General features: G+C 33.0%; 17 protein-coding genes. 7 read left to right on the forward strand and 10 right to left on the reverse strand.

Annotated elements, in window-relative coordinates; all coding sequences use genetic code 11:
• Positions 1-8: 8 nt before the first annotated feature.
• The 6 genes from EOD40_RS13765 to EOD40_RS13790 all read right to left on the reverse strand — a co-directional run bounded on the left by EOD40_RS13765 (position 9) and on the right by EOD40_RS13790 (position 4,304).
• Positions 9-1,268 (reverse strand): TolC family protein, encoded by a 1,260-nt coding sequence (locus EOD40_RS13765; RefSeq protein ID WP_128196498.1) that lies wholly within the window; start codon positions 1,266-1,268, stop codon positions 9-11.
• Positions 1,265-1,858 (reverse strand): TetR/AcrR family transcriptional regulator, encoded by a 594-nt coding sequence (locus EOD40_RS13770; protein ID WP_128196501.1) that lies wholly within the window; start codon positions 1,856-1,858, stop codon positions 1,265-1,267. Before EOD40_RS13770 ends, EOD40_RS13765 begins: the two co-directional genes overlap by 4 nt.
• Positions 1,859-1,922: 64 nt before the next feature.
• Positions 1,923-2,117, reverse strand: a complete 195-nt coding sequence (locus EOD40_RS13775; RefSeq protein WP_128196503.1) for a DUF6132 family protein — start codon at positions 2,115-2,117, stop codon at positions 1,923-1,925.
• Positions 2,114-2,419, reverse strand: coding sequence for a thioredoxin (trxA, locus tag EOD40_RS13780; RefSeq protein WP_128196504.1), 306 nt, complete (start codon positions 2,417-2,419; stop codon positions 2,114-2,116). Before trxA ends, EOD40_RS13775 begins: the two co-directional genes overlap by 4 nt.
• Before the next feature lie 173 nt (positions 2,420-2,592).
• Entirely contained in the window at positions 2,593-2,805 is a 213-nt protein-coding gene (locus EOD40_RS13785) for a YgaP family membrane protein (protein WP_128196506.1), read from the reverse strand.
• 80 nt (positions 2,806-2,885) lie between these two features.
• Positions 2,886-4,304 (reverse strand): MBL fold metallo-hydrolase, encoded by a 1,419-nt coding sequence (locus EOD40_RS13790; RefSeq protein ID WP_128196508.1) that lies wholly within the window; start codon positions 4,302-4,304, stop codon positions 2,886-2,888.
• A 186-nt stretch (positions 4,305-4,490) separates the two neighbouring features.
• Here EOD40_RS13790 and EOD40_RS13795 point away from each other — a divergent pair, with 186 nt between their 5' ends.
• The 4 genes from EOD40_RS13795 (at position 4,491) to EOD40_RS13810 (ending at position 8,475) form a co-directional block, all read left to right on the forward strand.
• Positions 4,491-5,084 carry an HD domain-containing protein gene (locus EOD40_RS13795; RefSeq protein WP_128196510.1) on the forward strand — a complete coding sequence of 198 codons (594 nt, stop codon included), beginning with the start codon at positions 4,491-4,493 and terminating at the stop codon, positions 5,082-5,084.
• 130 nt (positions 5,085-5,214) lie between these two features.
• On the forward strand, positions 5,215-6,546 hold the full coding sequence (locus tag EOD40_RS13800; protein ID WP_128196512.1) for a cytochrome ubiquinol oxidase subunit I: 1,332 nt from the start codon (positions 5,215-5,217) through the stop codon (positions 6,544-6,546).
• A 3-nt stretch (positions 6,547-6,549) separates the two neighbouring features.
• On the forward strand, positions 6,550-7,626 hold the full coding sequence (gene cydB / locus EOD40_RS13805) for a cytochrome d ubiquinol oxidase subunit II (RefSeq protein ID WP_128196514.1): 1,077 nt from the start codon (positions 6,550-6,552) through the stop codon (positions 7,624-7,626).
• Positions 7,627-7,710: 84 nt separating this feature from the next.
• Positions 7,711-8,475, forward strand: a complete 765-nt coding sequence (locus EOD40_RS13810) for a hypothetical protein (RefSeq protein WP_128196515.1) — start codon at positions 7,711-7,713, stop codon at positions 8,473-8,475.
• Positions 8,476-8,579: 104 nt separating this feature from the next.
• On the opposite strand, the gene EOD40_RS13815 is transcribed toward EOD40_RS13810, so the two are convergent.
• Positions 8,580-9,365: a sulfite exporter TauE/SafE family protein gene (locus tag EOD40_RS13815; RefSeq protein ID WP_128196517.1), complete on the reverse strand. Its 786-nt coding sequence runs from the start codon at positions 9,363-9,365 to the stop codon at positions 8,580-8,582.
• A gap of 70 nt (positions 9,366-9,435) precedes the next feature.
• A complete protein-coding gene (locus EOD40_RS13820; protein ID WP_128196518.1) occupies positions 9,436-10,071 on the reverse strand; it encodes a Crp/Fnr family transcriptional regulator in 636 nt (211 codons plus the stop codon).
• Between the two features lie 326 nt (positions 10,072-10,397).
• On the opposite strand from EOD40_RS13820, the gene EOD40_RS13825 reads away from it, so the two are divergent.
• On the forward strand, positions 10,398-10,709 hold the full coding sequence (locus EOD40_RS13825; RefSeq protein ID WP_128196550.1) for a rhodanese-like domain-containing protein: 312 nt from the start codon (positions 10,398-10,400) through the stop codon (positions 10,707-10,709).
• A 43-nt stretch (positions 10,710-10,752) separates the two neighbouring features.
• The gene (locus EOD40_RS13830; RefSeq protein ID WP_128196520.1) at positions 10,753-12,333 is read left to right on the forward strand and encodes an NADP-dependent glyceraldehyde-3-phosphate dehydrogenase; all 1,581 of its coding nucleotides are present in this window, start codon (positions 10,753-10,755) and stop codon (positions 12,331-12,333) included.
• Positions 12,334-12,426: 93 nt separating this feature from the next.
• Here the strand turns inward: EOD40_RS13830 and EOD40_RS13835 are convergent, their stop codons facing one another.
• Together EOD40_RS13835 and EOD40_RS13840 are read right to left on the reverse strand one after the other, a co-directional pair.
• Positions 12,427-13,116: an NUDIX hydrolase gene (locus EOD40_RS13835; protein ID WP_128196552.1), complete on the reverse strand. Its 690-nt coding sequence runs from the start codon at positions 13,114-13,116 to the stop codon at positions 12,427-12,429.
• 205 nt (positions 13,117-13,321) lie between these two features.
• Positions 13,322-13,897, reverse strand: a complete 576-nt coding sequence (locus tag EOD40_RS13840; protein WP_128196522.1) for an RNA polymerase sigma factor — start codon at positions 13,895-13,897, stop codon at positions 13,322-13,324.
• 109 nt (positions 13,898-14,006) lie between these two features.
• On the opposite strand from EOD40_RS13840, the gene EOD40_RS13845 reads away from it, so the two are divergent.
• Complete coding sequence (locus EOD40_RS13845) at positions 14,007-15,173, forward strand: FecR family protein (RefSeq protein WP_128196524.1); 1,167 nt, start codon at positions 14,007-14,009, stop codon at positions 15,171-15,173.
• Positions 15,174-15,277: the final 104 nt, after the last annotated feature.

The following is a 15,277-nucleotide window of genomic DNA, read 5'->3' on the forward strand; positions in this document are numbered from 1 at the left end:
GTTTTTCTTTAATATCCCTGTATTGTTTTGTAATTGGCTTTAGCCAAAAGCAATTGAATTTCATGTAACTTATAATTGGTTTTTGTTTCATACAAATTGGTGAATTCCACAATATAGTCCGAAGCGGTAATAACTCCATTTTTAAGCTGGGCATCCGATGATTTTAAAACAGCTTCTCTCAATGCAATGATTTCTAAATCAGTATTGATGATTTCTTGCAATTTTTGAATTTCGTTATTCATTTCCTGTAATTGCAAGTTGTTGTTGAGTAAAAAAGTCTCTTTTTCAGTGGAAACTATGTTCTCAGAAACGGAAAGGATTTCTTTTTCGGTTTTTGATTTGTTCCAGTCAAATACATTCCAATTGGCTTTCAAACCCAGCATATAAAAAGTCTGGAAGGAATTGTCGAGCATATTGAGTCCCGGATTTCCATAACCTGCCTGACCGAAAGCTTTTATTTTAGGTAAATTGTTTTTACTGATTGCTGTTTTAGAAACTTCAATTTGCTCGTTTTGTAAATCAAATAATTTCAGTTCCGGTCTGTTGTTTGCTGTGTTTGTATCTAAATTTGATATTGGTTTAACCAAATTTACATTTTCTTCAAATGGAGTATAAGTAAGCAGAGAAAGACTTTCTAAAGCTCTCTTTTTATCGAATTTAATTTCGCTGAGTTGTTGTTTGATTCTTAAATTTTCGGCTTCTAAAACTTTTTCAGATGCTGGTAATATTGCGCCAAATTTAACAGCTGTTTTTACCTCGGCAATTTTAGATTTTAATTGTTCCTGTTTTGCCAATAATATTTCAGCGCGTTCCTGTAAAAGAAATATAGAAAAATAGAGTTGGTTAATTCGGGTTTTAAGTTGGTACAAATTGACCGCAACTTGTTGTTGCTGTACTTTGGTTTGTGTTTCCTTGATTTTATTGTTGACTTCCTGCAATCCGCCATTGTAGATAATCTGGTTGATGTCTAGTGTAGCACGATATTGGTCTTTGTTAAGCGGATTTATAGTTGAATTTGGAATTTTTACAGGCACTTGTGTCACATCCGATTGATAAGTAGCCTGAGCATTCAAATCGATCTTAGGGAGATAGTCTTTTGAAAGTGTTTCTATTTCCAAATCCATTTTTTGGGATAATAGACTGTTTTGTTTCGCTAAAGGATAATTTTTAGTAGCCAAATCATAGCAATCCTCTAATGATACTGCTTGTTGTGCTAATGTTATAAAAGGCACTATCAATAGCAATAATATGAAGTTGATGAGTTTCATTTTTTTATCGAATTAATAATTTGTTGGGCAATGATTGTTTTTCGTTCTTCCATCATTTGATTGAATTCTATATCAGATAGATGAAGTATTCCTTTTACCATTATTTGCGCTGCAAAAGGGAAAATGGTCATCGAAAAAATATCCAATAAGAGTTGTTTTGGTTTGATGGGTTTTATAATTCCTGTTTCGATTTCTTTTTCAATTTGTGCAATGAGTAAAGTAGGATTGGGTCTGTTTTCATGATTGAGGATAGACATCACAAACTCAGGATTGTTGTTCATTTCCTGGATAATAAATTGGGGCAAAAAAGGATTTTCAATTACAAACGAAATATAATCATGGGTAAACTGGGTGATTTTTTCAAAAACAGTTTTTTCCGAATTAAAAATAGTATTGATTTGAGGCGCCAGCTGACTGAAAGCTTTCATAAAAACGGCTTCAAAGAGCTGCTGTTTGTTTTTAAAACAATAATGCAACATCGCTTTGTTTATTCCGGCTTCATCTGCAATCTCTTGCATTCGTGCGCCTGCGAATCCCTTTTTTTGAAAAACGATTCGGGCGGCATTGAATATTTTTTCTTCGGTAGTCATTTTTTGTTTTAACTTTTTGGTTTAACCTTTTGGTTAATAAAGGTATAAAAAAAAGCAATTGGAATTACTTTTTTTCTTTTTTAACTAATGAATTAAATATCAATCCACCCAATAAACTGCCATAAAGTGTTGCATTCAGAGGTTTTGAAGTTATAACACAAGTTCCTGTTATGCATCCAACATATCGATAATACAAATATCCCAATATGGCACCAATTAAAACTCCAATGAGAGTTATTATGATTGTTCTTTTTGTCATTGTTTGCTTTTTTCTAAAATTGTAGTAATAATGGTGTTTTTATCTATAACACCTGATTGTCGCCATAATTGTTTTCCGTTCTGGAATAAAATCATTGTGGGAACACCACGTACCTGATATTGCGAAGCAACTTGTTGGTTTTTATCGACATCAACTTTTATGATTGAAATTTGCTCTCCTAATTGTTCTTTTACATCTTTTAAAATGGGACTAAGCATTTGGCAAGGTCCACACCATGTAGCAAAAAAATCGACTAATATTGGTTTTTCAGATTGTATTAATTTATTGAAATTACTATTCATTGTTTATTTTTTGTTGAGTTTAGCTATTGTACAGCATTGTTCTTTATTCATGATGTTTTTTGTAATGAATGATTTTTCGATTAAACATAAAAGAAGTTTACAAAAAGTAAAAATTAGTTTTTGTACTGTTTGATAAACTTCTGAAATGGATTAGGCAGAGCTTGTTTGTAATTTTAATGACTCAGTTTCTTTTTATTTGTATTGATGCCCCAAGGAGTATAAAATGGGCAAAAATTAATAGAAACAGTAATTAATAAGGCTACTCCAAAAGCTAATAAAAAGATGCCAAGGTTTCCAGTAACAGTGTGTGTAAAATATAAAGTTGCTAGGGCGAGAGCAACAATCACACGAATTGTTTTGTCGGTTTTCCCCATGTTATGTTTCATGATTTCTAGAATTTAAGGGTTAAAAAAATGCATTGAAATAACATACAAATTTAGCGATTAATCTTCTTAAAGTCAATTAATTAGTGGTTTAATGTTTTGCTTTGACAGACAAAATTTGTCTTGGGAACAGTCGTTTTTGCAATGGCATTAAAACCGCCTTTAATTTCAGTAAAATTTCTAAAACCTCTGGCCTGTAAAATAGATGCGGCTATCATACTGCGGTAGCCACCAGCACAATGAAGATAAAAAGCTTCTTTAGGATTGATGTCTTTTATCCAGTCATTAATATAGGCTAAGGGTTTGGAATAAGCTTCTTCAACATGTTCGGCAGCGTACTCCGTTTCTTTGCGAACATCTATAATTGTGCTTTTGCCAATTTTTACTTCTTTGGCAAATGCTTCAGCCGAAATACGATTGATGGAATCAAATTCATTACCCGCTTTTTGCCAGGCTTCAAAACCACCTTTGAGATGACCAATGATGTTGTCAAAACCCACACGGCTCAATCGCGTTACCGATTCTTCTTCCTGGTCGATTTCGGCCACTAAAATAATAGGTTGTTTCACATCGGCAATTAAGGCACCTACCCAGGGTGCAAAATCGCCTTCAATCCCAATGTTGATGGATTGCGGAATAAAACCTTTTGCAAATTGATTGTTTGTTCGGGTATCTAAAATTAAAGCTCCCGAATCTTCGGCAACAGCTTCAAAATCTTTTGCATCAATAGCTTTCATTCCGTGGTTTAAAACCGTTTCAAAGCTTTCGTAACCCTGTTTGTTCATAGTCACATTCATCCCAAAATAAGCAGGAGGAGGCAATAGTCCTTCGGTTACTTCTTTGATAAATTCGGCTTCGGTCATATTGGCCCTTAAGGCATAATTAGTTGCTTTTTGGTTCCCAATAGTAGAAATGGTCTCTTTACTCATGTTTTTACCACAAGCGCTTCCGGCACCATGCGCAGGATATACAATCACATCATCAGGCAAAGTCATGATTTTGTCTCTTAACGAATGGAATAAGATGGCGGCTAATTGTTCCTGCGTCATGTGAGCTGCTTTTTGAGCCAGGTCAGGCCGTCCTACATCACCAATGAATAGAGTATCACCAGAGAAAATTGCGTGCTGATTTCCATTTTCGTCAAGTAGTAAATAAGTAGTACTTTCCATAGTGTGGCCGGGAGTGTGTAAGGCTTTTATGGAAATGTCACCAATTTTGAATTTCTGACCATCAGTGGCAATGATGGCATCAAATTCAGGCGTAGCGGTAGGTCCGTAAACAATTGTTGCGTCGGTTTCTTTGCTTAAATCCACATGTCCTGAAACGAAATCGGCATGGAAATGGGTTTCGAAAATGTATTTTAGTTTGACTTTATCACGTTTTAAACGATCTAAGTAAGGTTGAATTTCGCGCAAAGGATCTATAATAGCTGCTTCACCATTTGAAGTAATGTAATAAGCACCCTGGGCAAGACATCCGGTATATATTTGTTCTATTTTCATAAAAATCATTTTTAGTTTGATGTAACAAAGATAAAGTTTGCTTGAGGGCTATATCAGTGACTAAAGTTACAAATAATAGAAAAATAAAATGGATTAAAGTGTGAATCAATAAGAGACCAGTTTGATTAAAGCTAAAGCTTTTTGTAATTTTACGGTTTTACTAAAATCAGTAATATAATTTCAGATATGAACACAGCAAACTTATTGAATCAAATTGCCTTTATTAAAGAAATTGATAAAGTAAAATACATTCAGCGAAAAACGAAGCTCTTTAACAGTGATCGAAATGAAAATGATGCTGAACATAGTTGGCATTTGGCATTAATGGCGATTGTTTTAGCGGAGCATTCTGATGAGCCGGTTGATATTTTGAAAGTTGTAAAAATGGTTTTGATACATGATATTGTAGAGATTGACGCTGGAGACACCTTTATTTATGATTCACAAAAAAATCATTCCAATACCGATGAAGAGCGATTGGCAGCGAATCGTATTTTTGGTTTACTGCCAAAGCAACAAGCCGATGAATTGATTGCAATTTGGGAAGAATTTGAAGCAGGGGAAACTAAGGAGGCAAAATTTGCAAAAGCAATGGACAGGTTAGAGCCTTTATTGCAAAATACATCTAATAACGGCGGAACCTGGAAAGAGTTTGATGTAAGCTATAAAAAAGTTTACGAAAAAAAGAGCGTCATAAAAGAAGGTTCATCAACTTTATGGAACTATGCGGAAGGATTGATTAACGAAAGTGTAGAAAAAGGAATTTTGAAGAATGAATAACAGTTCTGATTTAAGGTTTTTAGAATTGTTGAAAAGTTTAATAATATCTGGGATAATTTTTTTTAAAAAGAGCGAGAATTCGGGGTTTTAAAGGGTAAATTTGTGGTACTTCATAAACAAATTACCTCCTATGGAAGAAATGCTCTTTTATGACCGAATGCAATTTGCATTTACGATTACTTTTCATTACTTATTTCCACAATTAACAATGGGACTTTCGTTAATCATTGTTTATTTCAAATGGAAATTCTTAAAAACAAATGATCCCCATTACAATAAAGCCACACATTTTTGGATGCGAATTTTTGCACTCAATTTTTCAATGGGTGTAGTGACGGGAATCCCAATGGAATTTCAGTTTGGAACCAATTGGGCTAAATTTTCGGAGCTGACAGGTGGCATTATTGGGCAAACCCTGGCCATGGAAGGCATGTTTTCTTTCTTTTTAGAATCTTCTTTTTTAGGAATGTTTTTATTTGGCGAAAAAATCCTTGGACATCGATGGCATTTTGTAACCGGATTGTTGATTTGTTTGGGGTCCTGGGCCAGTGGATTTTTGATTATTGCTACGCATTCCTGGATGCAAAATCCTGTGGGTTACGAAGTATTGGAAAACGGAAAATTTGTACTCAATAATTTCTCGGCTTTGTTTACCAATGTGTGGTTGTGGCCTTCGTATTTGCACAATCAGGCGGCTTCTATGGTTACGAGTTCTTTTGTAGTAGCCGGGATTGGGGCTTTTTATATTTTGTTAAACAAAAATGTTTCTTACGGAAAATTGTTTTTGAAAACAGGAGTTGTTTTTGGATTGATTTCGAGTATCATTGTTGCTATGCCAACAGGAGATTTATTGGCTAAAAACGTGGTGAAACACCAGCCGGTAACTTTTGCGGCTATGGAAGGAATTTTTCATACGGAGAAAAAAGGAGCTGAAATTGTCCTTATTGGGCAACCTGACGTAAAAGACAAAAAACTGGATAATAAAATTGCGGTGCCTAATGTGTTGAGTTTTTTAACCTATGGCAATTGGGATACCGAAGTGAAAGGATTAGACCAGTTTACTGTAGACAAACACCCTACTAATATTTCGGGATTGTATTATGCTTACCATATCATGGTGGGCTTAGGAACGCTTTTTATTGGCGTGATGGTATTGGCCGCTTTTCAATTGACCCGAAAGCAATTGTTTCAAACCAAATGGCTGTTGTGGGCTTTTATGTTTCTAATGCCATTTCCTTATATCGCTAATATTACTGGCTGGTACACGGCCGAATTAGGGCGTCAACCTTGGTTAGTGTATGATTTATTGCGCACTGCCGATGGGGCTTCACCTACGGTTTCCTCCGGAAATACCTTATTTACCCTGATGGGATTTGTAGGTTTGTATGCCTTGCTGGGAATGTTGTTTGCGATTTTAGTTGGGAAAATAATTTATAATGGTCCGGAACCAGTAAAAAAATAGAGTATGGAATTCTTTTGGTATGTGGTATTAATTGGCATTTTGGCAACCTATTTGGTGTTGGATGGTTATGATTTTGGAGCAGGAATTATTCATTTGTTTTTTGCCAAAACAGAGAAAGATAAAAAAGCAATTACGAATGCTATTGGGCCTTTTTGGGATGCCAATGAAGTATGGCTGATTGCTGCAGGTGGTGTTTTGTTTTATGCTTTTCCTACCTTGTATGCGGCTTCATTTAGCGGATTTTATTTGCCGTTGATGATGATTTTGTGGTTGCTTATTTTTAGAGCAATAGGATTAGAATTGCGTGGGCAAATTCACAATCATATGTGGGAAGCGGTTTGGGATAAAGCCTTCGGGATTGCCAGTCTATTATTAGCCTTATTTTTCGGAATGGCATTAGGAAACGTAGTTCGTGGGGTGAATCTTGGAATGGTAGTCAATGGAGTTTCGACTCAGGAACCGCATTTTTTCTTTCTGCCATTGTGGAATCCTAGTTTCAGTCCAGAAGCTACCGAACTTGGAATTATCGACTGGTTTACACTTTTTCTGGGGGTGGTAAGTGTGGTGGCTTTGATGATTCATGGTGCCAATTGGATTATTTATAAAACCAATTCGTCGTTGAATAGCCAATTAAAACAAATGGTTTACAAAATGAATTTTGTGTTGCTGGTGCTGGTAATTGTTTCGTTATCGGTTTGGCATATTATTGAGAAAGAACCTTTTCATAATTTCATTGATAATCCCATCCTTTTTATCTTTCCGCTGATTACGTTTGTAGGCTTGTTTGGACTTTTCAAAGTGAAAACATTCCAAAAAGACGGAACAGGATTTATATTTTCGAGTCTTTTCCTTGTTGGTGGATTTACATCAACAACAGCTTCTATTTTTCCCGAAGTATTGCCATCAACCAATAAAATCAATCCTTCGTTGACCATTTATAATGTTGCCAATGGTGAATATGCCTTATCGGTGGGTGTGTATTGGTTTGCCATTGCATTGGCTTTGGTAATTGGTTACTTTATCATTCAATACAAAGTGTTTAATGGAAAAATGGATGATGTAGGTTATGGGGAGCATTGATTTTTTTTTAGTAATTAGTGAAGAGTGGTTAGTTAATAGTAAGATTTAAATGTTTATAGTTATAAATTATTAAATAGTTTTTTCATGACTAGAATATTAAAAAATAATAAATCTATTTTAGAAAACTATAAGTTGCTGGGAGAGTTGATTAACGAACATTTAGAATTGCTAAATGATGATTCTAAAAAACAACAGAAAACTCTCGAAATCTGCCACATTGGTAAATTTTTATTGTTTTTTGATAATTTAAAGATCGATGAAGTTACTGAAAAACCGGATTTTATTTTATTTGATGCTAATCAAAGAATAGGTATTGAACATCAAATAGTTGTTGATGGGAAATCAAAAGAAAGAGAAGGTTTTTTTAGAAATATTTTTTTATTAGCAGAAACTGAGTTACAAAAAGATATTGAATTGCCAAATTTTCTTGCTTCTTGTTATATTCAACCTTATGAGAATTTTAAGTTAAATGAAAAGAGATATTTAATAGAAACTATTAAAACAGTCGTTAAAGAATATATCTTAAATGACCATTTTGTAGAGAATCCTATTATAGAAAGAATATATAAACAACCACATTCGAAAAAAAATATAGTTGCAAATATGGGAGCTTGGTGGCAAAAACAAGTAAATATTGATATTATTGAAAATTCAATTAGAAAGAAAGAGACAAAAATTTCGAGTTATAAAGAAAGTGGTATAAATATTCAATGGTTATTACTAGTAATTGGAAGCAATGGAGAAAGTTCATTTGAAATGGATGAAAATTTAATACTAGAAATGAAAACACAATTTGATAAGGTATATGTTTTAGAAGATTTTAATAATAGATTATTCGAATTAAAGTAAGCATCAGAGTTAGTATTGATATCTACCAGTAAAATACTTTAAGACCTATTCTTTGCGAAACCTTAGTGTTCTTAGCGGTTAAAAAAAACTTTGTGGTTAAAACATCACAGCAAAACTTCTTTAACAATTATATAAACCCCCATTACCAATACAAACCATCCAAAAATAGGTTTCAGTTTTCGTCCGTCTATTCTTTTTGATAGCAGGATTCCAATAAACATTCCCAGAAATGCCATGGTGGAAATCAATAGTAGAAAGCCATAATCGATAGGAGTGTTGAGGTACAAATCGCCAGTAAAACCTATAGCCGAGTTAATGAAAATGATCAATAACGAAGTTCCCACGGCTTGTTTCATTGGTAAATTGGCAAAAAACAGCAAAGCGGGAATGATTAAAAATCCACCTCCGGCACCCAGAAATCCTGTTACGATTCCTACCAGAAAACCAATAGTGGCTAGTTGGCTATAGTTAGTCTTATGGTTTGTGATTTCAGTTTTATTCTTTTTTATCATTGATATTGAAGCGCTAATCATCAGAATAGCAAAAACAATCATGATTAATAAATCTTTGGAAACTGCATAAGAGGCAATTGTAAATAGGGTAGAGGCAATTTGTGGAAAGATAACTTCTCTAATAATTAATATGGAAATCACCGATGGGACGGCAAAGTATAAGGCTGTTTTTAATTTTAGATTTCCCAGTTTGTAGTGGCTGTAACCGCCATACAAGGCAGTTGCTCCCACAATAAACAAGGAATAAGTTGTAGCAAGTTCAGGATTGACTTTGAATAAGTAAACTAAAATAGGGATGGTAAGTATAGAGCCGCCACTGCCAATTAATCCCAAGGAAAGCCCAATAATAATTGAAGCAAAATAACCGATATATTCCATTTGTAATTTTTTTTACAAAGGTTGGGAGTATTTCGGCCAGCCACAGTAACATTTGTCACACGGGCAAAAATTACATTAATAATTCAATTTGGTTTCGGTGTAAGTTTACTAAACCACGTTGTTCCATTTTTTTTAATAAACGCGAAACCACTTCTCTGGACGTATTTAATTCGAGAGCAATTTCCTGATGCGATAAGTTGATTTCTTTGCAATCACAAGCTTTGGCGTGGCGTTTTAAATAGAATTCCAGTCGTTCGTCCATGGCTCTAAAAGCAATATTATCGATAACTTCCAGGACTTCTTCAAATCGGGTTCGGTAGGTGTAAATTACAAATTCGTACCAGGAACGGTGATTCATCATCCATTTATCCATTAAGGCAATTGGAATACTTACTGCTTCAACATCTTCAACTACTTTAGCGGTAATTTGGCTCGTTTGGTTTTTTGTCGAACAAATTAACGAAATAGCACAGGCTTGTCCCGGTTGTAAATAATACATTAGAAATTCTTCACCATCTTCGCCTTCACGGTATATTTTTAATTGACCTTTAAGTAATAAAATAGTGCTTTTAATGTATTGGCCAGTACGCATAATAACTTCGCCCGCTTTAAAGGACTGAAAACTGGAATTGGCTTCAATTTCCTGAATGAGTTCATTAGAGAAATTAGGAAAGGTATTTTTTAGTACAATTGTTTCTTCTGACATGGTTGTAAGTTTTAAGGCTAAATCTTATTAATATATCGATTTTTTGGGTAAAATTCTAAGACTTTGGTAAAAGTAATTAAAATTTCGTGACAGTTATTGACTGTTTTGCTAAGAATTATATGCTGAATCAGGAAATACTAAATTGCAGATATTGCATTTCTAATAGGAATAATGCGTTTTTTTTTAACAAAACATTAAGTGATTGTAAAATTTGTTGATTATTGTAATCTTACTCAAACGTTTTCTTTAAATTATTCCCTAAATCAAATTTGGAGTTCCATTTTTTTATAAAAACATCGTATTTTTACAAAAAACACAACATTATTATGAATTTAACACAAGAAGATTGGATTGCTCAGCTCGAAGCAGATGAGAATGCAGTAATTTTAGATGTAAGAACAGAAGACGAATGTGACGAAGGGATTATTCCTAATGCTATCAATATTGATATTCATAAAGGTCAAGGTTTTATTTCTGAAATAGAGAAATTAGATAAAAGTAAAAATTACTATGTCTATTGTCGTTCTGGTGCTAGAAGCGCAAAAGCTTGCGAAATTATGAATGAATTAGGAATTGAAAATGCCTATAACTTATTGGGAGGTATGTTAGATTGGGATGGAGAAGTAGTTGCTCCTTAATCACTAATACATTTATTAACACTAACTAAAATATTAAAACTAGATGAATTCAATTCCAGAAGAGTTTAAGATAAAAACATTATTACACCAGGATACTTATTTAGTTGATGGAGAGTTGAAAAAATGGACAGGTAAAACAACTGAGGTTTTTTCTACTATTTCTTCTACCGAAGAATATGCTCCTACTTTGTTAGGGACAATTCCTTTTATGGGTGAGGAAGAAGCGGCAGAGGTTGTTAATTCGGCAAGTTTAGCTTATAATAATGGTCAGGGTTTATGGCCTACGATGAAAGTAGTTGACCGAATCAAATGCATGGAGAATTTCGTTTCTCAAATGAAAACTACCCGTGCTGAAGTGGTTAAATTATTGATGTGGGAAATTGGGAAAACTTTAGGTGACTCGGAAAAAGAATTCGACAGAACGGTAGATTATATTTACGATACTATTGAACATTACAAACAATTAGATAGAAGTAATGCTCATTTTACTAAAAGTCAGGGAGTAAATGCAATGGTTCGTAGAGGACCAATTGGAGTTGTTTTGTGCTTAGGACCATACAATTATCCTTTGAATGAAACATTTTCATTATTGATTCCTGCTTTGATTATGGGGAATCCTGTGATTTTCAAACCTGCTAAAAACGGAGTATTGTTGATTTCACCATTGTTAGAAGCTTTTAGAAGTAGTTTTCCAAAAGGTGTTATCAATATTGTTTACGGTAGAGGAAGAGAGATTGCTTCTCCAATCATGAAATCGGGGAAAGTAGATATTCTGGCTTTAATTGGTAACAGTAAATCGGCAATTGCATTGCAAGATCAACATCCAAATAAAAACAGATTGCGTTTAGTTTTAGGATTAGAAGCTAAAAACCCGGCAATTATTTTACCGGATGCCGATTTAGATTTGGCTATTTCAGAATGTATTACAGGGACTTTATCTTTTAACGGTCAACGTTGTACTGCTTTGAAAGTTTTATATGTTCATGAATCGATTGCAGAAGAGTTTAATAAAAGATTCTCTCAAAAAGTAGATGAACTTGTTTTTGGAAATCCTTGGGAGAAATCAGTTTCATTGACTCCACTTCCAGAAACTGAAAAACCAGCTTATATTCAGGGTTTAATTGATGATGCTACTGCTAAAGGTGCTAAAATTTTAAATTCAAAAGGAGGACAGCATTCGGCTAACTATATTTTTCCTGCAGTTTTATTCCCTGTGAATAAAGAAATGAGAGTGTATCACGAAGAGCAATTTGGACCAGTGGTGCCAATTATGACTTTCAAAGATATCCAAGAGCCTTTGAATGATATGGCTGAATCTAACTATGGTCAACAGGTAAGTTTATTTGGTAAAAATATTAAAACGATTGCACCACTTATTGATGCTTTAGTGAATTTAGTATGTAGAGTAAACCTGAACAGCTCATGCCAACGTGGACCTGACGTGTATCCGTTTACAGGACGTAAAGACTCTGCTGTAGGTACATTAAGTGTTTTTGACGCCTTACGTTCATTCTCTATTAGAACCTTTGTGGCTTCTAAAGACAATGCTTACAATAACGAAATATTACAAGAATTATTGAATAGTAAAGAATCAAACTTTATTAATACCGATTACATTTTGTAGTACTAAACTCAAACTAAAAACAAGAAAAAACCGTTCCGATAGTTATCAGAACGGTTTTTTTATGATTTTTTTTTTTAAATAAATACGCTTGAATTATAGATTTAAAACAAAATGATTCAACAATTTAGCATCGTATTTTTCTTTATCAAATTTATACAGATAAGAGCCTTTTCTGGAAGACAACATGTCTTTTTCATTTAATTTTACCAGAATATCCAAGGAATTGATTTTACTGATAAAATTTCGTTTATCCAGTTTTTTGTCAAGAATTGCTTCATATAATTCCAGTAATTGACGCATGGTGAATTTTTCAGGTAAAAGTTCGAAGCCTACAGGTTTTGTTGATGTTCTGTATCTCAATCTTCTCATTGCATGAGAAACCATTTCATTATGGTCAAAAATTAATTTTGGCATTTTTGAAATACTAAACCATTGAGCTTCATAGTTTTTTATTAATTCGGCATTGTGGTTTTCAATGTTGATTAATGCATAATAGGCAACAGAAATGGTTCTTTCAACAGGGTCACGATCTACTTCACTATAAGCATAGAATTGTTCCATGTAGATGTCTTGTAGTCCTGTGTAAAAATTAAGAACCCGTATGGCTGCTTTATTTAGAGATTCATCCTTTTTAAGAAATCCGCCCATTAGAGACCATTTTCCTTTTTCTGGTTCAAAGCCTCTTTTGATTAATAAAATTTTTAAGCCTTCATTGTCAAATCCAAAGATGATACAATCGACTGATAATAAAACTTTGTCTTCGGAATTATAATTATTTAACATCTTTGTCATCTATTTTGCAGTAAATATAGCTACTTCCAGAAAAGTTTCATAATTAATTAGTGTAGAATGAATACTTATTAGTAAACTTTTTAAAGAAAGCCTGGAATTTCTCTAAGAATATATAAGGTTCAATATTGATAAAAGATTAAGACGAGATTGGAAAAATTATATTTTTAGGGATAAATCAGCCGAATTTTGACAAGAATTATCCAAACATTAAAAATAAATAAATGTTTGTGTTTTCTCCAAGGGAATTACGTAATATGGAATAAGCTTTGCTTATATGGGCTTCAACTGATTTAATAGAAACATTCTTATACTCAGCTATTTCTATATTAGTGAGTCCTTCTTCTTTGCTTAATAAAAAGATTTCCTTACATTTAGGAGGGAGATTTTGAATTTCTCGTTTCACCAATTTTATGATACGCTCAAGAGAATGTTCTTCCTCATTTTCTACAATAGTATTAAGGGCATCAATATATTTTTTTTCCAGAGGATAAACGGTTTTTTGGCTACGATACTGATCAATAAATTCATTATAAACAGATTTATATAGAAAACTAATCATTACAAAGTCTTCTTTTAAGTTTTTTCGTTTGTTCCAGATACGCATAAATACATTCTGTACAATGTCTTCGGATAAATTATGATCGTGAGTAAAACTATAGGCATAAACACACAGCTTATGATGATAAGTATTTACCAGATAAGTATAAGCCTTTGGTTCTCCCGTTTTTAAAGCATGAATAAGTTGGATGTTGTCAGAATAAGCCTCTAGCATTGTGTGAAGTGGAAATAATTAGCTTAATTTTTGTGCAATGTATAAAAAAAAATATAAAAAAGTTAGGGTAGTGTAAAATTCAAACGTATTAATAGAAAATAGTATTGAGATGATAAGCGCTAAGATTGAAAATATAATAGCTAAATTTTTAACAAATCAGGCTTCAGCTTCTGAGTTGAGTGAGTTAGAAATATGGATACAGGACTCAAATAATAAAGAGTTATTTAATCTGTATGTAAAAATTAATTATGCAATCGAATATAATATGAAGGAATTTGATTCTAATAAAATAAAGAGCAAGCTATCAGAAGCATTTGCTAAAGAAAAGAAAGAAATAAAGCTTAAAAAGTTACGTAAAATCATTTACTACTCAGCAGCAGCTGTGGTTTTAGGAATAGTAACAACAACTTATTTCTACAGAACAAGTTTAGTTGATAAATCTATTGCGACACCTGTGAAAATAGTAAACAATACTATTAAAGCAGGAACTGATAAGGCAATATTAACTCTTGAAGATGGATCGGTTGTAGCGTTGGAAAAAGATAAAACTTATGAAAAAGACAATGTGACCAGCAATGGAAAAGAATTAGTTTATGATAATAATAATGCAAAATCAGGATTGGCATATAATTATTTAACAATACCAAGAGGAGGGCAATTTCAGGTGAAATTAGCTGATGGAACAAAAGTTTGGTTGAATTCGGAGTCTAAGCTAAAATTCCCGGTAGCTTTTGTAGAAGGCCAACCACGTGAAGTAGAATTAATTTATGGGGAAGCTTTTTTTGATGTATCACCAAGTACAGAACATAAAGGGGCTAAGTTTAAAGTATTAAATAAAAATCAGGAAGTAGAGGTTTTGGGAACGGAGTTTAATATAAAAGCCTATAAAGATGAAGATAAAATATATACCACTTTAGTTGAAGGAAAAGTGACCGTGAGTGGTTTTAGTTCGAAAAAATATATAACTCCTAATCAGCAATCTATTATCAATCTTAAAAATGGAAATATAACTATTAATCCAATTGATGCTTATAACGAAGTCTTGTGGACAAAAGGAATTTTTAGTTTTAAGAGCAAAACATTAAAAGAAATTATGACTGTTATGTCGCGATGGTATGATGTTGAAGTGGTGTTTAGAAATACAGAACTTGAAAAAGTTAAATTCAATGGAGTACTTAGCAAAAACGATAATATAAAAGAAATCCTATCAATAATTAAGAAAACTAACTTTATAAATGAATATGAGATAAAAGACCAGAAAATTATAATAAGATAAGAAAAAAAGGGGAATAAAGTAATACCTGGACAGTACGCTACTTTATCCCCTCATGAGATTATTAATTAATATTTAACCAATAAACACAAATATATGAAAATTGA

The organism is Flavobacterium sufflavum (genome assembly GCF_004016525.1).
GTDB classification, from domain to species: domain Bacteria; phylum Bacteroidota; class Bacteroidia; order Flavobacteriales; family Flavobacteriaceae; genus Flavobacterium; species Flavobacterium sufflavum.